Annotated in this window: 10 protein-coding genes; all 10 read left to right on the top strand. The window is 56.8% G+C overall.

The window, feature by feature from the left end:
* The first annotated feature begins 56 nt into the window (after positions 1-56).
* The 10 genes from RUDLU_RS0106420 (at position 57) to RUDLU_RS0106375 (ending at position 19623) form a co-directional block, all read left to right on the top strand.
* The gene (locus RUDLU_RS0106420; RefSeq protein WP_019987532.1) at positions 57-1427 is read left to right on the top strand and encodes a 3-keto-disaccharide hydrolase; all 1371 of its coding nucleotides are present in this window, start codon (positions 57-59) and stop codon (positions 1425-1427) included.
* Positions 1424-3121 (top strand): hypothetical protein, encoded by a 1698-nt coding sequence (locus RUDLU_RS0106415; protein WP_019987531.1) that lies wholly within the window; start codon positions 1424-1426, stop codon positions 3119-3121. The genes RUDLU_RS0106420 and RUDLU_RS0106415 overlap by 4 nt, the downstream gene beginning before the upstream one ends.
* Positions 3122-3199: 78 nt before the next feature.
* Positions 3200-5770 carry a glycoside hydrolase family 95 protein gene (locus RUDLU_RS0106410; RefSeq protein WP_019987530.1) on the top strand — a complete coding sequence of 857 codons (2571 nt, stop codon included), beginning with the start codon at positions 3200-3202 and terminating at the stop codon, positions 5768-5770.
* The gene (locus RUDLU_RS0106405; protein WP_245581631.1) at positions 5757-8111 is read left to right on the top strand and encodes a GH92 family glycosyl hydrolase; all 2355 of its coding nucleotides are present in this window, start codon (positions 5757-5759) and stop codon (positions 8109-8111) included. The genes RUDLU_RS0106410 and RUDLU_RS0106405 overlap by 14 nt, the downstream gene beginning before the upstream one ends.
* Before the next feature lie 42 nt (positions 8112-8153).
* Positions 8154-9734: an arylsulfatase gene (locus RUDLU_RS0106400; protein WP_019987528.1), complete on the top strand. Its 1581-nt coding sequence runs from the start codon at positions 8154-8156 to the stop codon at positions 9732-9734.
* 194 nt (positions 9735-9928) lie between these two features.
* On the top strand, positions 9929-11569 hold the full coding sequence (locus RUDLU_RS0106395) for a glycoside hydrolase family 28 protein (protein ID WP_019987527.1): 1641 nt from the start codon (positions 9929-9931) through the stop codon (positions 11567-11569).
* Entirely contained in the window at positions 11566-13095 is a 1530-nt protein-coding gene (locus tag RUDLU_RS0106390) for an alpha/beta hydrolase-fold protein (protein ID WP_019987526.1), read from the top strand. The genes RUDLU_RS0106395 and RUDLU_RS0106390 overlap by 4 nt, the downstream gene beginning before the upstream one ends.
* Before the next feature lie 148 nt (positions 13096-13243).
* Entirely contained in the window at positions 13244-15250 is a 2007-nt protein-coding gene (locus tag RUDLU_RS0106385) for an NPCBM/NEW2 domain-containing protein (protein WP_019987525.1), read from the top strand.
* A gap of 14 nt (positions 15251-15264) precedes the next feature.
* On the top strand, positions 15265-17514 hold the full coding sequence (locus tag RUDLU_RS0106380) for a PVC-type heme-binding CxxCH protein (protein ID WP_027302823.1): 2250 nt from the start codon (positions 15265-15267) through the stop codon (positions 17512-17514).
* A gap of 105 nt (positions 17515-17619) precedes the next feature.
* The gene (locus RUDLU_RS0106375) at positions 17620-19623 is read left to right on the top strand and encodes an NPCBM/NEW2 domain-containing protein (protein WP_019987523.1); all 2004 of its coding nucleotides are present in this window, start codon (positions 17620-17622) and stop codon (positions 19621-19623) included.
* The last annotated feature ends 8 nt before the right edge of the window (positions 19624-19631 follow it).

Raw genomic sequence — 19631 nt, 5'->3', positions numbered from 1 at the left:
CCGCCGGGTTTCGACGTGCCCGCGATCTGACCGTGCTTTCCTAAATCGTTTCAACTATGCCCAAGTACCCCCTCCTTCTGTTACTGACCCTGCTGACACTCAATACCTACGGTCAGGCCCGCTGGAAAGACCTGTTCAACGGGAAAGACCTCACCGGCTGGACTAAAAAAAACGGCAATGCCGAGTACAAAATAGTCGACAAAGCCATTGTGGGGGTATCGCAGCTCAACACACCAAACACCTTCTTGTGCACCGACGAAACCTACGGCGATTTTGTGCTCGAACTGGACGTAAAAGTGGAGCCGGGGCTGAACTCGGGCATTCAGATTCGTAGCCTCAGCGACCCAGCCTATAACAACGGCCGGGTGCACGGCTATCAGGTCGAGATTGACCCCGGCGGCCGGGCCTGGAGCGGGGGTATCTACGACGAAGCCCGCAACGGCTGGCTGTACCCGCTGTCGATCAATCCAACCGGGCAAAAAGCCTTTAAAACTGGGCAGTGGAACCGCTACCATATCGAAGCCATCGGCCCGCACCTGAAAACCTGGATCAACGGGATCCCCTGCGCCGATGTCTGGGATAATCAAACGGCGCGCGGCTTCATCGCCTTGCAGGTGCACGCGATCAAACAGGAAAAACAGAACGGCCTCACCGTGCAGTGGCGCAACATCCGCATCGCTACCGATAACCTCGACAAAGCCGTCTGGAAAAACACCGGGGCTATCCGGGAGGTCAGTTATTTGCAGAATCAGCTCACCGAGCGCGAAAAAAAGGAAGGCTGGCGGCTGCTGTGGGACGGTAAAACGGCCAAAGGCTGGAAGCTGGCCAATGCAGACAACTTCCCGGCGGCCGGCTGGGCCATGCAGGACGGCGTGCTGAAAGTGCTGGGCTCGAAAAAAGACAGTCTGCGCAAAGGCGGGGATATTGAAACGGTGGAAGAATTCGGTGATTTCGAGTTGGAACTGGACTTTAAACTGACCACCGGGGGCAACTCCGGCGTGAAGTATTTTGTGGTGGATGCCCCGAAGAAAAAGGCGGGCACCGGCCTCGGTCCGGAGTTTCAAATTCTGGACGATAAAGTGCATCCCGACGCCAAAGCGGGCGTCAACGGCAACCGCACCACCGGCTCTCTCTACGACCTGATTACCGCCGAAAACCTCTCGGAAGGAGGCACCGACAAACGCATGATGCCGCCCGGCAAATGGAACAAACTCCGAATTGTGTCGAAAAACGGGCAGGTGGAGCACTGGCTCAACAACCTCAAAATGGTGGAATACGACCGCCATTCGCAGATCTTCCGCAACCTCGTCGCCAAGAGCAAGTACAGCACCTACCCCAACTTCGCGCAGGCCCCGACCGGGCATATCCTGTTTCAGGACCACGGCGATGAGGTGCATTTCAGAAGCATAAAAATCAGAACGTTATGAATCGCCGAACCTTTGTAAACCTCACCGCTACCACGATTAGTCTGCTGCCCATGCAGGGTTTTGCCCGCTTTACCACGGCCCCCGCCAAACCCGCCTGGCTGCTCGACTGGATTAAGATCAACGACAAGGGCTTTCCGAATTACGCGCCCCTGAAAGTGACCACCGGCCCGTACGCCGGCGGCTACCTGAACGATATGGAAATGCCCAACCCGCACTCCACGAGCGGGTATCTGATGAAATCCTGTATGCTGTTCGGCACGCCCGAATCGGCCTACTACCAGGCGAAAAACCTGCTGCCCGACATTGAAGCGGCTGCCCAGGCTATGCTCCGGTTTCAGCATCCCGACGGCACCATCGACCTGCTCGAAACCAATTTCCACTCCACGCCTGACACGGCTTTTGTGCTGGAAAATATCATTCCGGCTTACCGCTTCCTGCTCGACTCGAAGGCTAAAGGCACCGAAAAAGCGCTGGATTTGCTCAGGACCTTCCTGAAAAATGCGGGTGAATCCCTCGTAGTCGGTGGTATTCATACGCCCAATCACCGCTGGGTGGTGTCGGCCGCGCTGACCAAACTGAACGAGCTGTTCCCCGACCCGCGCTACATCCGGCGCATCGACCAATGGCTGGCCGAGCATATCGACATCGACCCCGACGGGCAGTTCAACGAGAAAAGCACCAACAGCTATTCGCCCATTGTGGACCGCTCGCTGATTATCATGGCGCGTGGCCTCAAACGACCGGATTTGCTGGAGCCCGTTCGGCGCAACCTGCTGATGACGCTCTACTACGTGCACCCAAACGGCGAGGTGGTTACCGAAGCCTCCAACCGGCAGGACAAGGGCACGGTGGGCAATATGTCGCGGTACTACTACTGTTACCGGTTTATGGCCCTACAGGACAACAACGGTGAGATGGCCGCCCTGTGCCGCCTGATTGAGCAGACCTGTCCCAAAGAGCAGTTGGCCGGTTATCTGGATTATTTTCTGGAAGACCCCACGCTCTGGCGCGAGTTACCCGGTAGCAAACCCTTACCTACCAACTACGCCAAAGCCTTCCCGTACTCCGGTGTGGTGCGTATCCGGCGCGGCAACTGGGACAGTACCCTGCTGTCGAACAACGCAACCTGGCTTACCTTCCACAAGGGTAACGCGGTCTTGCAGGGGATGCGCGTGGCGGCTTCGTTCTTCGGCAAGGGGCAGTTTCAGACGACTAAAATTGAGCAGCAGGGCGATAGCTGGGTGATGCGGCAGTCGCTGGAGGGGCCGTATTACCAGCCCATTGCCACCGATAAAATCGACCCCGAGGGCGACTGGGATAAAATGCCCCGAACGGCCCGTCCGCAGAGTGAGATTCAGAAGCTGACCTATACCGTAACGGTCACCGAAACCGGTAACGGCCTCCGCATCGACCTCGACATTGCGGGCACCGATGGCGTTCCGGTCGCGCTGGAGCTGATTTTCCGGCCCGGCGGCACGCTGGCGGGCGTAACGGCCCACCCGAAAAAAGACAAGGCTTATTTGCTCGCCGGAGAGTCGGGCACCTACACGGTAGGCACCGATGTGGTCCGGTTTGGCCCCGGCCGGGCCGAGCACAAGGGCGTGCAACTGCGCGGGGCCTTACCCGCCATGGATGCCCCCACGGTATACCTGACCGGCTACACGCCTTTCCGCCATAGGTTGGAGTTGGGTTGACCTGTACTCGGCTCACGCTAATCAACCAAGAAACGAATGACCTTTATACAACCACATAACCTTAGACTGTTAGCCGTTGTGCTTCTGAGCACACTGGCCGGCTGCGGATTTGCCTTTGCCCAAAAGCCCTCTCACACGCTCTGGTACGACAAACCGGCCAAAGCCTGGCACGAGGCTCTGCCGCTGGGCAATGGCTATATGGGCGCGATGGTCTTCGGCGATCCGCTCAAAGAACACCTGCAACTCAACGAGGGCACCCTCTACACCGGCGACCCTACGGGCACCTACAAATCGGTCAACGTCCGCAAGGAATTTAAGCGGGTGGGCGAACTACTGGCCGCTGGGCAGTACGGCGAGGCTCAGGCGATTATTGCCAAAGAATGGCTCGGCCGGAACCATCAGCTTTACCAGCCCATGGGCGATTTCTGGTTCGAGGCCGACGCGCCAAAAACCGGCGTCACCGGCTACAGACGCCAGCTTGACCTGAAAACAGCTACCACAACCACGACCTACCGGGCGGGCACCACCACCTACACCCGCACCTGTTTTGCCAGCTACCCCGATCAGGTAATCGTGGTGAAAATGACGGCGACCGGGCCGGACAAAATAAACGGCAAACTTTATCTGTCGACGCCCCATCAGCCCACGGCTCGCTACCGGGCGCAGGGCAACACGCTCACTATGCAGGGGCAGGTGCCTGGTTTCGGGCTTCGGCGCTCGTTTGAGCAGGTCGAGAAGTTGGGCGATACCTACAAATACCCTGAGGTGTACGAGAAAAACGGTCAACGTAAGCCCGGTGCTCAAAACTTCCTGTACGACAAGCAGATCGGCGGGCTCGGTATGCGTTTCGAAACGCGGGTGAAGGTGCTGAATACCGGCGGGCAGGTTACCCCAACCGGCGACGCCATTACCGTTCGGGGGGCTTCGGAAGTGGTCTTTCTGGTGTCGGCCGCTACCAGTTTCAACGGTTTCGACAAAAGCCCGGCCTACGAGGGCCTCGACCCTAAACCGATTCTGGACAAACGCTTTAGCGCCCTCGCTCGTAAAACCTACGCCGATTTGTACCGGGCACACCTAAGCGATTACAAAAAACTGTTCGACCGGGTGGAGCTGGAAGTAGCCGCCGAAACCGAGCAGTCCGGCCTCCCCACCGACCGGCGCGTGGCCCTGTTTGCCAACGGCAAAGACCCGGCTTTTACCGCCCTGTATTTCCACTACGGCCGTTATTTGATGATTGCGGGTTCCCGGCCGGGCGGTCAGCCGCTCAACCTGCAAGGCATCTGGAACGATCAGATGACCCCGCCCTGGAACGGGGCCTACACCATCAACATCAACGCCCAGATGAACTACTGGCCCGCCGAACTGACCAATCTGTCGGAGTGTCAGGAGCCGTTCTTTAAAGCGATCAAGGAACTGGCCATCAACGGCCGCGAAACCGCCCGCAACGTGTACGGCAACGACGGCTGGGTGGCCCACCACAACACCGACATCTGGCGACATGCCGAACCCATCGACAACTGCAACTGCTCGTTCTGGCCCATGGCGGCCGGCTGGCTGACCAGTCATTTCTGGGATCGCTACCTGTTTACGGGCGACAAGACCTTTCTGAAAAACGAGGTTTTCCCCTTGCTGAAGGGGGCCGTTCAGTTTTATCAGGGCTGGCTGGTGCCCAACGCGCAGGGCTATCTGGTAACGCCCGTGGGCCACTCGCCGGAGCAGAATTTTCTGTACGACGGCCAGAAACAGGCCACTTTCAGCCCCGGCCCGACGATGGACATGGCTATTGTCCGCGAGTCGTTTGCGCGCTACGTAGAAGCCTGCGATTTGCTGGGCGTTAATGATGAGTTTACGACCTCCGTCAAACAAAATCTGGCGAAACTCTTGCCCTACCAGATCGGCAAATACGGTCAGTTGCAGGAGTGGCAGGAGGATTTTGAGGATGCCGACGTGCAGCACCGCCATTTTTCGCACCTCTACGCCATGCATCCCAGCAACCAGATCAACGCCCAAACCACGCCCGAACTGGCCTCGGCCGCCCGCCGGGTGATGGAGCGCCGGGGCGATGGCGCTACCGGCTGGTCGATGGGTTGGAAAGTGAACGTCTGGGCCCGGCTGTTCGACGGTGACCACGCGCTGAAACTGCTCACCAATCTGTTTAAGCTGATCACCACCGAGCAGGCGCACATGTCGGGCGGGGGCACCTACCCCAACCTGTTTTGCGCCCACCCGCCGTTTCAGATCGACGGTAATTTTGGCGCCACGGCGGGCATTGCCGAAATGCTGGTACAAAGCCACGCGGGTGAGATTCACCTGCTGCCCGCCCTGCCCCAAGCCTGGCATACGGGCCGGGTGAAGGGGTTAAAAACTCGTGGGGGGCTCATTGTGGATATGGAATGGAAGGCGGGCAAACTGACCAAAGCCGTAATTCGCCCGACCCTAGGCGGCCTGTTCCGGCTCCGCACCAGCGACCGGACGACCATTACCCCGGCCGCCCTGAGCGATGCGGCAACCCCCAATCCGCTTCTACGCTTTGTGGAGGCCGGAAAACCCCTCATTAAAGATCCTTCGGTGGTCGGTGAAATACCTGCACCAAAGGGTTTTACGATGGAGGTGAAACTGGAAAAAGGAAAAGTTTATGAGATTCGATAGTGTACGCATGAACACCAAGCACATACTTACAACCCTCTTAACCCTGGGCCTGCTGACCCACCAACCCCTGCTAGCCCAAAAACAGCCCGTCGATCTGGTGAACCCGATTGTCGATGCGGCAAACTCGCGCTGGTTCTTTTTCAACTCGGCGAGTCGCCCGTTTGGCATGGTCAACCTCAGCCCCGATAACGCCGTGAACGCCGACTGGGGCGCGGGCTACCGCTACCATCAGGACAGCATCAAGTGTTTCAGCCACGTACACGGCTGGCAGTTGTCGGGGGTACCCGTACTGCCCACCACTGGCGCGTTCAAAGGGCATCTGGGTGCCGACCAATACGGCTCGAAGTTTTCGCACGGGAAAGAGGTCATGAAAGCGGGCTACCATAAAGTAGTGCTGGATGCTTACAATATCACTGCCGAGCTCACTTCTACCACCCGCGTCGGCTTTCACAAATACACCTTCCCGGCATCCGACCAAAGCCATATCCTGTTCGATTTCTCAACCTTCCTCGGTCCCTCAGACACGCAGAAAGGCTTCGTCAAAAAGGTGAGCAACCGGGAGATTGAGGGCTACGCCATTATGGCCCCGACCATCCGCCGACCTAAAATCCTGCCCGTTTATTTCGTGGCCGTGTTCGACAAGCCGTTCGACTCCTTCAAGGGCTGGCGCAAAGGCAAACTCGAAACGATAAACGATCAGATCGAGGGTGAGCGTATCGGCGCGTACGTGAGCTTTAAGACCAAAGCGGGCGAGGTTCGGAAAATGAAAGTCGCCATTTCGTACGTGAGCGAAGCCCAGGCCCGGCTGAACCTGAACGCCGAACTGGCCCACTGGGATTTTGAAAAAACGGTGCAGGACAGCCGCACCGACTGGAACAACTGGCTGAGCCGCATTGAAGTGGAAGGTGGCTCCGATACTGTCCGCAGCCGCTTTTACACCGATCTCTGGCACGCCCTGCAAGGTCGCCGGATTATTTCGGACGTCAACGGCCAATACTCCGACATGACCGGTCCCGAACGCCGAATCCGCCAGATTCCGCTCGATGCCAACGGCAAGCCCAAATTCAATCACCACAATTCCGACTCGTTCTGGGGAGCGCAGTGGACCCTCAACACGCTCTGGCATCTGGTGTACCCCGAGGTGACGGAGTCGTTTGTTAATTCGATGGTGATGATGTACCAGGATGGCGGGCTGATTCCGCGCGGACCGGCGGGCGGCAACTACACCTACGTGATGACCGGGGCCGCGACCACGCCCTTCATCGTGAGCGCCTACCTGAAAGGCATCCGGGGTTTCGACATCGAAAAAGCCTACGAGGGCCTGCGCAAAAACCACTTTCCCGGCGGCATGATGAGCAAGGCGGGTTACGAGCACAACACGTTCAAAGGGGGCGGTGTAGAATACTACATCGAGCGGGGGTACGTGCCGCATCCGCTGACCAACATCCGCTACGGCTTCCATCAGGACGGCTCTACCCAAACACTCGAATACGCCTATCAGGATTACACGCTGGCGCAAATGGCCAAAGCGCTGGGCAAGACCGCCGATTATGAACTGTTTATGAAGCGGTCGCAGAACTACAAAAACATCTGGAACCCCGAACTGGGCTGGATGTGGAACCGCACCCTCGACGGCAAATGGGCCGAGCCCGTGGATATTCTGCGCTACGACAACGGCTGGGAAGAAGGTAACGCGGCTCAGTACACTTGGTTTGTGCCCCACGATGTGCCGGGTCTGATTAACCTGATGGGCGGTAAAGAGGCCTTCGTCACCAAACTCAACAGCTCGTTTGAGAAAGCGGAGCAGCATGATTTTGTCTCGGGCAAATCGCACGATAAAGAGACTTTGGAGCAATACCGCCGGGTGTTTCTCAACTACGGCAATCAGCCGAGCATCCAGACGGCCCACCTCTTCAACTACGCCGGGGCTCCCTGGCTCACCCAATATTGGACGCGGCAGGTGATCGAGAAAGTGTACAGCGGTATCTCGCCCGACGCAGGCTACAGTGGCGACGAAGATCAGGGGCTGATGGGCAGTCTGTCGGTATTGCTCAAAACGGGTATTTTCTCGACCAATGGCGGCACCTCGCCGGAACCGTTTTACGAGTTGAGCAGCCCGATCTTCAACAAAATCACCTTCAAGCTCAACCCAAAATATTACAAGGGGAAACAGTTTGTGATTGAAGCGAAAAATAACTCCGCCCAGAACCTGTATATCCAGTCGGCCCAGCTAAACGGCAAACCGCTCAACAGCCCCTGGGTGTTACACGAAACGGTGGTCAACGGCGGCACGCTGCAACTCCAGATGGGGGCAAAGCCGAATAAGGCGTGGGGGAATTAACCTCTCCGGCCGCTGCCGGTGAGATCGAAAAGCAAAAACAATATGAAATACTGCCCTACCCAACTATTCTCGCTCCTCCTCAGCGCTATAGCACTGAGTAGCTTCCTCGCGCTCCAAACCCCCAAAGCCCCCGACCAACGCCCAAATATCATCTACATTCTGGCCGATGATATGGGCTATTCGGACATTGGCTGCTACGGGGGCGAGGTCAGCACACCCAATTTGGATCAGTTGGCGGCCAACGGCATCAAACTGCGGAGCTTTTACAACAACGCCCGCTGCTGCCCTACCCGGGCCTCCCTGCTGACAGGGCAATATCCGCATACTGTTGGGATGGGGCTGATGGTGACCATGCCTAATGCCGCCATTCAGCCGGGCAGCTATCAGGGCTTTCTGGACGACCGCTACCCGACCCTCGCCGAGCGACTGAAACCGGCGGGCTACAGCACCTTCATGTTGGGCAAATGGCATGTGGGCGAACGGCGGCAGCATTGGCCCCTGAAACGCGGCTTCGATCACTATTTTGGCCTGATTTCGGGCGCGTCGAGCTATTACGAGGTCATTCCGGCCGAGAAAGGGAAACGGTTTATTGTGGAAGACGACAGGGAGTTTACCCCGCCTACCGATGGTTTCTACATGACCGACGCTTTTACCGACTACGCTATTCGGTATCTGAACGAACAAAAGCAGCAGCGCGCCGACAAGCCTTTTTTCATGTATCTGGCCTATACGGCCCCGCACTTCCCGCTGCATGCCTACGAGTCGGACATTGCCAAATACGAGAAGCTGTACGCGCAGGGTTGGGACGTGACCCGTGCCAAACGTTACCAGCGGATGCAAAAGCTGGGCTACGCCGATAAACGTTACCCGCTTACGCCCCGCCCGGCCGACATTCCCGACTGGAATACGGCCACCGACAAAGCGCAGTGGATTCGAAAAATGGCCGTGTATGCCGCCATGATCGACCGGATGGACCAGAATATTGGCAAGCTAATTAACACCCTCAAAGCCAACGGGCAATACGATAACACGCTCATCGTGTTCATGTCGGACAACGGCAGCTCGAACGAGAATATGGAAAGCCGTAAGCTCAACGACCCGACCAAAAAAATTGGCGAAAAAGGCTCTTACGTTACCTACGACACGCCCTGGGCCAATGTCTCCAACACGCCTTTCCGTAAGTACAAGCGCTTCCTGCACGAAGGGGGTATGATTACGCCCTGCATCATGCAATGGCCGCGTGGCATTCGCCCACAGTCGGGCTATGTGGAGGGCGTGGGGCACATCATGGACCTGGTACCTACAGGACTTGAACTGGCTGGACTGCCCGCAAACGACCTGCCCGGAAAAAGCCTGTCGTACCTCTGGGGCAAGACCAAAGCCACGCCCCGCACCTATTGCTGGGAGCACGAAGGCAACAAAGCCATTCGGAAGGCCGACTGGAAGCTGGAAAAAGATACCGAAGACGCCGATTGGGAGCTCTATAACCTGAAAACCGACCCCTGCGAGATGAACAACCTGGCCCAGACACAACCGCAGCGGGTGGCCGAACTCCGGGCCGAGTACGACCGCTGGGCGCAGCAGGTCGGCGTGCGGGAGAGAACCGGTGGGAAGAGTGAGTAATTGTGAGCTACGAGATAGACAATAGATTACAACACGCAGGCTGACGCATAGCCCTTCGACAAGCTCAGGGTGACCCAGAATTTGAGTCAATTACACTGAGCCGAGTCTATTGTACCGTCACCCTGAGCGAAGTTGAAGGGCTATGCGCCAGCCTAACAAAGTCCATAGTTTGCGCTTGAGCAAATATTTCTATCATGAAAAACCTGTACCCTTTACTAACCCTCCTGCTCCTCGCCCTCAGCGGTTACGCACAAACGCGCTCCTACGTGATTACGGCTTTTGGGGCAGTGGCCGATGGCGAAACGAACAATGCGACCATGCTGCAAAAGCTGATCGACAGGGCGTCGGCGCAGGGCGGAGGCCGGGTGGTGGTGCCGCTGGGCAACTTCATGACCGGCTCCATCTTCCTGAAATCCAACGTAGAGCTGCACCTGCAAAAAGGGGCACGGCTCCTTGGCTCGCCCAACCTCCGCGATTATTCGTCGGGGCGAGTTGCGCTGAAATCGGCCCGGCCGGGCGAGTACAACGATTACGGTAACGAGCGCATCGCCGTAGTGGCTGCCCATAACCAGACCAACGTATCTATTACGGGCAAGGGCGTGATCGACGGGCAGGGGCAGGAACTGATGCTCGACATCTTCAAAAAACTCCGCAGCGGAGAGATCAAACAGGACACCATCTGGAAGGTAAAACGGCCCTCGGGTCGTGCACTGGTCCTGAACATGACCGGCTGCAAAAAGGTGACTGTAACGGGCATTACCCTCAAAAACTCCTCGGAATGGGTGCAGGACTACCGCGAGTGCGACGGCGTGACCATCGACGGTATTACGGTGCAAAGCACCACCTACTGGAACAACGACGGCCTCGACCTCACCGACACCCGCAACGTCCGCATCACCAACTGCTTCATCAACTCCGCCGACGATGGCATTTGCCTTAAATCCGACAACCCCCGGTCGGGGTGCGAGAACGTGACCATTGAAAACTGCACCATTCGCAGCAGCGCCAACGGGCTTAAATTCGGAACCACCTCGGCGGGGGGATTCAAAAACGTCAAAGCCCGCAACCTGACCATTTTCGATACCTACCGCTCGGCCATCGCGCTCGAACTCGTGGATGGGGGCACGATGGAAGGGATTGACATTCGGGATGTGGTGGCCCGTAACACGGGTAACGCGATTTTCATCCGGCGCGGGCACCGCAACAAAACGGGCGCGGTCGGCAGCATCCGGGGCGTTTATATCGCCAACGTAAAAGCCGAGGTGCCGCTGCTGAAACCCGATCAGGGCTACCCCCTCGAAGGCCCACCCGACCACCTGCGGCCGGGCGAGGACAAAATGCCCAAACGCCCGTCGAGCTTCCACATTTACGGTCACCCCTACCTGCCCTACAACCTCGTTCCGGCTTCCATCACGGGCCTGCCGGGTTATCCGGTGCAGGACGTCACCCTCGAAAACATCGAAATCAGCTATGGAGGCCGGGCCGACAAAACCATCGCCCATATTCCGCTCGACAAGATCACCTCAGTACCCGAAAACGAAGCCGGTTACCCCGAGTTCTCGATGTTTGGCGAACTACCGGCCTGGGGTTTTTACGTGCGCCATGCCGAAGGAATCCGGTTCAAAAACCTGCGTCTACGCTACGTAGAAGAAGATTTTCGGCCCGCCCTAATCTTCGACGATGCCCGGCAAATTGAATTGTCCGACGTCTCGGTGCTGACGGCCAACCAGATGCCCGTGATCATGCTCAACAACACAGCCGAGGTGAAAACGACAAACCTGAAACTACCGGTCGATGCAGAAAAAGGGATTTTGAAGACGAACTACGGAAAATGAAAAAGGCGTTTTACCATTCCCCCGGACTGATAGCTACTCTATTTCTGGCTATCAATCTATTAGCTTTAGTAGCAACTGCCCAGATACCCGTTTCCTGGAAAGTGGGCGTTTCGGTGGCTCCTGCCCTCCGGCCGTCGTTCCTGAAAGGGGGGCGATTGCTGCTGCACGTAACCAAACAAAAGGAGCGCGAACCCCGCACTCGCTCGGAAATTACGGTGGGCATTACCCCGACAAACTGGGATGGTAAAAGCGCTTTTCTGATGGACATGCAGGCCAAAGAGGTCCTGTCGGTTGGGCTGGACAAGCTGGGCGAGAACCCCTCGGGGCTATACTATTTTCAGGTGGTCTACAAACAGAACCCCGACGACGGACAGGAAAACGTGCCGGGCAATCTGTACAGCAACATCGACTCGGTGGAGTTTTCGGCTAACCTGAACCTGAATCTCACGCTCAACACCCTGATACCGCCCTGGACCATTGTCAGCAATAAGTTTGTGAAAACGGTCGAGATCAAAAGTGCGCTGCTCACGGCTTTCCGGGGGCGTCCGAGCTTTCTGAGAGCCGCCGTACTGCTGCCGTCCGGCTATTTCGACAATCCGGGCAAGGCATACCCTATATGCTACCGGATTCCGGGCCTGAACGGGCGCTACACGGCAGTGAACACGGTGCTAGGCAACAAGGAGTTTGCCGACTGGTGGTTTGGCAAAGCGGCTCCGCAGGTCATCTACGTTTTTCTGGATTCGCAGGGGCCTTATGGCGATACCTATCAGGTCGATTCGGAGAACAACGGCCCTTGCGGTCGGGCGCTGACCGAGGAACTGATTCCGGAAATTGAGCGGCAGGTAGGCTATAATCCGACCGCCAAAAAGCGTTTCCTGACCGGTAATTCGACCGGCGGCTGGGTATCGTTGGGCTTGCAGATTTTCTACCCCGACTTTTTTGACGGCACTTGGTCGTACAGCCCCGACCCGGTCGATTTTGAGCATTACGGTCTCATCAACATCTACGAAGACAAAACCATTTTCTACAACCGCTACGGCTATCTGCAACCCGGTCGCCGGACGATTTACGGCGAACCGACTTTCTCGATGAAAGACTGGATTGCGGGCGAAAACGTAGCCAGTCGTACGGGTAATTATCTTATTTCGGGCGGTCAGTTTGGGGCTTACAACGCCGTTTTCGGGCCAAAAGGCAAAGACGGCCTCCCCTCGCTCATGTTCGATCCGGTTACGGGAGAAATCGACCACGCTATTGCCAAACAGTGGGAAAAGTATGACCTCAAAAAGGTGCTCGAACGAAACTGGACAACCCTTGGTCCCAAGCTGCAGGGCAAAATCTGGATCTGGATGGGCGATATGGACGGCCTGTACTCCAACGTAGCCACCCGGTTCCTGCAAAAATTCCTCGACAAGACCGAAAGCCCAAAATCGGACGCGACCATCCGGTTTACGGCCATGGCCGGGCATGGACAGGAATGGAGCGACAAAGCCGTACTGACGATGATTGCTGAACGAGTCGCTAAGTAGTAGTTAACTAGTAACTGGTTAATTAGTTGATTGGCTGGTTGATTGACTTCTATATATAAGCACTTAAATATCAAATATTTAACGATTAGGCGATCAACCCATTGCCTAAATTCTACCAAATGAGTTGCTGAAAAACTGACGCTGGTTCATGACAAAATTCTACCAATGGCTATTTGCCGGATTCTGCTGCGTTTCGTCAGCTACCCACGCCCAGACAACGACCAAACTCTGGCTGGACGAGATTAATATCAAATCGTTTTCGGAGGGGATCCCGGCGGTGCTGGGCAAGACCAACGCGGCCGGTGACTCCATGCTTATCAATGGTCAGTATTTTACACATGGGGTGGGCGTGAACGCCACCAGCATTCTGGCGTTTTTTCTGGACGGTAAAGCGGCCGAGTTTTCGGCGCTGGTGGGCGTGGATGACAAAGGCAACCGCGACCTGCCGCATACGTTCTACGTCATCGGCGACCGTAAAATCCTGTTCGATAGTGGCGAAATGCGGCTGGGCGATGCCCCCAAACGGGTGAAGGTGAACCTGACCGGCGTTAAGCGACTGGGTTTGCTGGTCAAAGTGGAGGATACCGGCCGGACCAAAGTCTATTCCAACTGGGCCAACGCGCAACTGCTGATGCTGGACAACCACCGGCCCCAAAACATCCCCAACGATGGCGAGCGATACATTCTGACCCCACCGGCCCCCAAAACACCCCGCATCAACTCGCCGGGCGTTTTCGGGGTCCGACCCGGCAATCCGTTTCTGTACACCATTGCCGCTACCGGCGAGCGACCCATGACGTTTGCCGCCAGGAACCTGCCCAAAGGACTTTCGCTGGACCCAACTACCGGCCGCATTACGGGTAGGGTGGGCGGGCGCGGCACCTACCCCGTCACGCTCACCGCCAAAAACGCCTTGGGTTCGGCTACCAAGAGCCTGAAAATCAAGATTGGCGATACCATTTCGCTGACCCCGCCCATCGGCTGGAACGGCTGGAATTCCTGGGCGCGACTTATCGATCAGGAAAAGGTGATTGCCTCGGCCGATGCGCTGGTACGGATGGGCCTGCGCGATCACGGCTGGACCTACATTAACATCGACGATGCCTGGCAGGGCAAACGTGGTGGCCCGCTCAACGCCATTCAGCCGAATGAGAAATTCCCCCGCTTCAAAGAAATGGTGGATTACATTCACTCGCTGGGCCTGAAAACGGGCATTTACTCCACGCCCATGATTACCAGTTATGCCGGGTACGTGGGTGGCTCATCGGATTTTGAAGACGGCCACATCACCGACGAAATCATTGCCAACAAACGATCGTACCGCTACGTGGGCAAGTACCAGTTTGAAACCGCCGACGCCCGCCAATTTGCCGAGTGGGGCATCGACTACCTCAAATACGATTGGCGAATCGAAGTCCCCTCCGCTGAACGAATGGCGGTTGCTTTGAAAAATTCCGGGCGGGATATTCACTACAGCATTTCCAATTCGGCTCCGTTTGGCAACGTCCGGGATTGGGTGCGGCTCACCAACAGCTACCGCACCGGCCCCGACATCCGCGATAGCTGGAACTCGCTGTTCGTATCGGCCTTCACGCTCGATAAATGGGCGCCTTACGGCGGTCCCGGCCACTGGAACGACCCCGACATGATGATTGTGGGCAACGTAACCACCGGCACCCAACTGCACCCCACCCGCCTGACGCCCGACGAGCAATACAGCCATGTGAGCCTGTTCAGTTTGCTGGCCGCGCCCCTGCTCATCGGCTGCCCGCTCGAACAGCTCGACCCGTTTACGCTCAACCTGCTCACCAACGACGAGGTTATTGCCATCAATCAAGACCCGTTGGGCAAATCGGCGCGGCTGGTGCAGGAGCAGGATGGTTTTCAGGTCTGGCTGAAGCCACTGGAAGATGGCTCGTATGCGGTGGGGCTGTTCAACGTGGGCGATTTTGGCAAAACGCCCGAGTCGTACTTCCGCTGGGGCGACGAAACTGCCCGCCCGTTTGTGCTCGATTTGACAAAAATTGGGTTAAAAGGCGCTTTTAACCTCCGCGATGTTTGGCGTCAGCAAGATCTTGGCAAATTTTACGGAACATTCCAAACAGAAATTCCTCATCACGGTGTTGTGATGGTGCGAATGTTTCCGGTAAAATAAACTCACCAACCGATATGGCCCGCAGACGACCATTCAAACTCGTTATCGCTTTATTGACCTTGTTTTCTGCCCTGCTGGCAGGTTTTCAATTCCTTCCTTCTCATGCTCCCCGTTTTTCGCCCGCCGATTACCAGGTTGAAGAGGGCTTCAAGCTGAGTCTGGTAGCCGCCGAGCCTATGCTCAGAGCGCCTGTCGGCCTTGATTTCGACAACAAAGGCCGCATGTGGGTGGTCGAGATGGTGGGCTACATGCCCAATCTGGAAGGTATCGGCGAGGAAGAGCCCAACGGCCGGATTGTGATTTTGGAAGACCTCAACAAAGATGGCGTGGCCGACCGCAGCAAGGTTTTTCTGGATAAACTCGTTTTGCCTCGCTCGCTCGCCCATGTGTATGGCGGCCTGTTGTACGTGGACGGCCCCAAGCTCTGGTTTGTGGAGATCGTCAACGATAAACCCGGCAAGAAAACGCTCGTGGACCCGATTTATGCCGAGGGCGGCAACGTGGAGCATACCTCCAACGGGCTGATGATGAACGTCGACAACTGGATTTACAACGCCAATTACAACTTCCGCTATCAGCTTCGCAACGGCAAATGGATCAAAGAACCCACCACCGACCGGGGCCAATGGGGCATCACCCACGACAACTTCGGGCGGCTGTATTACAACAACAACTCCACCAACCTGCAGGGCGACTATGTGTTGCCAAACCGGGTCATTCGCAACAAATATTTCAAGCCGACCCTCGCCGAGCATCAGCGGCTGGCCAGCAACCGGGTCTATCCCATTCACCAGACGTCGGTCAACCGGGGGTATCAGCCGGGGGTGCTGGACGAAAAAGGTATGCTCAAAGACGTAACGGCCTCCTGCGGCCCGCTGGTGTACCGGGGTGGGGCCTTCCCGGATGCCTACAACCAGAACGTGTTTGTCTGCGTGCCCGAAGCCAACCTCATCAAACGGAATATTCTGGAGTTCAACGGGCTGCAAACCAAAGCCCGGCAGGGCACCGAGGGCCGGGAATTCATAGCCTCCACTGACGAAGGATTCCGCCCGGTTAACCTCTTCAACGGTCCCGACGGAGCCATGTACGTGGTGGATATGCACCGGGGTATCATTCAGCACAAGGCGTATATCTCGCAATACCTGACCGAGCAACTGGCCAACAAAAAACTGGATACCCTGCAAAACGCCGGGCGGATTCTGAAAATCACGAGCACCACGGCCAAGGCGGGCGCTGTTCCTGACTTGTCGAAGGCAACCACTAAGGATTTGATAGCCCTTCTGAGCCAACCCAACGGCTGGTTGCGCGACCGGGCCCAGCAATTGCTCATTCAACGCAAAGACCTCACGGTGGTGAACCAACTGGTGACGCTTGCCAAAGGCCAAAACGAGCTGGCTACGGCTATTCACGCGCTGTACGTACTCGACGGCCTCAACGCTCTGACCTTTGAACGCCTGACCGCTATCATCAGCGAATCGAAACAGCCCGAAACCATCGCTCATGCCGTGGGGCTGCTGGAACGCTTTGCCAGCAAAGAGCGGGTCGCGCCTATGCAGGCCCTTTGCTCTAGCCTGCTTGCCCGGAACAACGAGCTGATCGACCTCTATCTGTCGATGTCGCTGAATAGCTGGCTTAACGTGTCGGAGACTACGTTTATGCCTATGCTGGCAGGTATCGAGAAAAAATACGCCACCCAGCGCCTTTTTGGGGAGGCTCTGACGAGCGGACTGGCTGGAAAAGAAGAGCAGTTTCTGGCGTCAATGAACCCCGGCGACCTGCTCAAAAACAACCTGACGGCCACCATCGGCAAGCGGCAGAAAAACGAAATGAACCCGATTTATGTGGTGCAGAAAAACGAGGCCGATAACCGGACCAAAGGCCTGAAACTGTACCGGAGCATCTGCGGAACCTGCCACGGGGCCGACGGCAAGGGCATTCAGGACCTGGCCCCACCCCTCAAAGGCTCCGAATACATCGACGGCTCCATGAAGCGGCTGGCGGCCATCATTCTGCACGGCGTCAGCGGCCCCATTCATGTGGATGGCAAGCTCTACCAACTGAACAACGAAATGCCCGCCCTGATCAACAACAAAGACATCAGCGATGGGGACATTGCCGACATCATCCGCTTCACGCAAAACGCCTTCGCCAAACAAGGGAAGGGCATTTCGGAAGCGGACGTAAAGAAAATGCGTGCCATGAAACCCGCTGGAAACGGCGTTTTCACGGAAAAGCAACTGCTGGAAACGGACTTTGATAAATGAAAAATTAATGAATAATGGAGAATGAACAATGTATAATGAAGGGGCAATGCGGCCATGACTTCCCATTATTCATTCTCCATTGTTCATTATCCATTACTCCCCCCTATGCCTAAACTCTTTACCCTTCTTCTCCTTTTCGTATCCATCACCTCCCTCGCCCAGACCACCCAAACCGTTTGGCTGGATGATCTGCCCATTCAAACGTTTTCGGAGGGGCTGCGGCCAGTGAAAGCCAAACACAACTACACCGAGGATACCCTGCGGATTAGCGGCAAACGGTACGCCCGTGGACTGGGCGGCCAATCGCCTTTTGTGGTGGCTTTTGACCTGAACAAGCAGGCCCGGCGGTTTCGGGCGCTGGTCGGGGCCGACGATCAGGGGAACAAAGACATTGCCCTGTCGTTTTTCGTACTGGGTGATGGTAAGGTGCTGTTTGCTAGTGGCGAAATGAAGATTGGCGATGCGCCCATTCCCGTCGACGTGGACCTGACGGGCGTTGGTCGGCTGGGATTGCTGGTGACGGATAAGGTGGGGGGCGTGGGCAACAAACGAACCAACTGCAACTGGGTCGATGCGCGGCTGGAAATGCTCGGCAACGCCATGCCCGAGCACATCACCAACCCCGATAAGCCGTATATCCTGACGCCCGCGTCTAAGCCAACTCCCCGTATCAACTCGGCCAAAGTGATCGGCGTTACCCCCGGCAATCCGCTGCTGTACTACATCGCGGCCACCGGCAAACGGCCTATGCATTACTCCGCCGAACCACTGCCGGCAGGGCTTTCACTTGATGCCAAAACCGGCATTATTTCGGGCAAAGTGGCGCAGCGCGGCACGTATCCGGTAACGCTGACCGCGAAAAATGCGCTGGGAAAAGCTACCCAAAAACTGACCATCAAGATTGGCGATACCATTGCCCTGACGCCCCCCATCGGCTGGAACGGCTGGAATTCGTGGGAAGCGCACATCGACCGCGAAAAGGTAATTGCCTCGGCCGACGCGATGGTCAAGAAAGGGCTGCGCGACCACGGCTGGGTGTACGTCAACATCGACGATGCCTGGCAAGGTAAGCGCGGTGGGCCGCTCAACGCCCTCCAACCCAACGCCAAATTCCCCCGGTTCAAGGAAATGGTGGACTATATTCATTCGCTGGGTTTGAAAGCCGGGTTGTATTCAACACCCTACATTTCCAGCTACGGCGGGTATGCCGGTGCCTCGTCCGATTCGGCCAAAGGGGGCGAAACCCATGAGACGATTATGGTAAACCGGCGGGCGTTCAACCGCATTGCCAAATACCGGTTCGAGACCGAAGACGCCAAACAGATGGCCGAGTGGGGTTTCGACTTCCTGAAATACGACTGGCGCATCGACGTGAACTCCACCGAACGCATGGCGGCTGCCCTGAAAACCTCGGGCCGGGATATTGTCTTCAGCCTGTCGAACAACGCGCCGTTTGAGAAGGTGACAGACTGGGCGCGCCTATCCCAGCTATACCGCACTGGCCCCGACATTAAAGACAGCTGGACGAGCCTGTACTGGACATCCTTCACGCTCGACAAATGGGCACCCTACACCGGCCCCGGCCACTGGGGCGACCCCGACATGATGATTCTGGGCAAGGTATCCATCGGCCCGGTGATGCACGACACCCGCCTGACGCCCGACGAGCAGTACAGCCACGTCAGTATGTTCAGCCTGCTCCCGGCCCCCATGCTCATCGGCTGCCCGATTGAGCAGCTGGACGACTTCACGCTCAACCTGCTCACCAACGACGAGGTCATCGCCATCAATCAGGACCCGCTGGGCAAAGCGGCCCGGCTGAAACACCAGCAGGACGGCGTCGAAATCTGGGTAAAACCGCTCGAAGACGGCTCCTACGCCGTGGGCCTGTTCAACACCGCCGACTACGGCAAAACCCCGGAATCGTTTTTCCACTGGGCGAACGAAAAACCCAAAGTCTTTACGTTTGACTTCACGAGCATTGGCCTGAAAGGCAAGTACAAGCTCCGCGACGTCTGGCGACAAAAAGACCTCGGCTCGTTCGACGGCTCATTCAAAACCGAAATCCGGCATCATGGGGTGGTGATGTTGCGGATGGTAGCTCAATAAACGACAGA

The sequence above is a fragment of the Rudanella lutea DSM 19387 genome, assembly GCF_000383955.1.
In the GTDB taxonomy this organism is placed as follows: Bacteria; Bacteroidota; Bacteroidia; order Cytophagales; family Spirosomataceae; genus Rudanella; species Rudanella lutea.
This window is presented reverse-complemented; position numbering and strand designations above follow the sequence as displayed.

Excerpts from the sequence above, each read along its gene's own strand:
- RUDLU_RS0106420 (WP_019987532.1), top strand. The coding sequence starts at position 57 with ATGCCCAAGTACCCCCTCCTTCTGTTACTGACCCTGCTGACACTCAAT.
- RUDLU_RS0106395 (WP_019987527.1), top strand. The coding sequence starts at position 9,929 with ATGAAAAACCTGTACCCTTTACTAACCCTCCTGCTCCTCGCCCTCAGC.
- RUDLU_RS0106380 (WP_027302823.1), top strand. The coding sequence starts at position 15,265 with ATGGCCCGCAGACGACCATTCAAACTCGTTATCGCTTTATTGACCTTG.
- RUDLU_RS0106400 (WP_019987528.1), top strand. The coding sequence starts at position 8,154 with ATGAAATACTGCCCTACCCAACTATTCTCGCTCCTCCTCAGCGCTATA.
- RUDLU_RS0106390 (WP_019987526.1), top strand. The coding sequence starts at position 11,566 with ATGAAAAAGGCGTTTTACCATTCCCCCGGACTGATAGCTACTCTATTT.
- RUDLU_RS0106405 (WP_245581631.1), top strand. The coding sequence starts at position 5,757 with ATGAGATTCGATAGTGTACGCATGAACACCAAGCACATACTTACAACC.
- RUDLU_RS0106415 (WP_019987531.1), top strand. The coding sequence starts at position 1,424 with ATGAATCGCCGAACCTTTGTAAACCTCACCGCTACCACGATTAGTCTG.
- RUDLU_RS0106375 (WP_019987523.1), top strand. The coding sequence starts at position 17,620 with ATGCCTAAACTCTTTACCCTTCTTCTCCTTTTCGTATCCATCACCTCC.
- RUDLU_RS0106385 (WP_019987525.1), top strand. The coding sequence starts at position 13,244 with ATGACAAAATTCTACCAATGGCTATTTGCCGGATTCTGCTGCGTTTCG.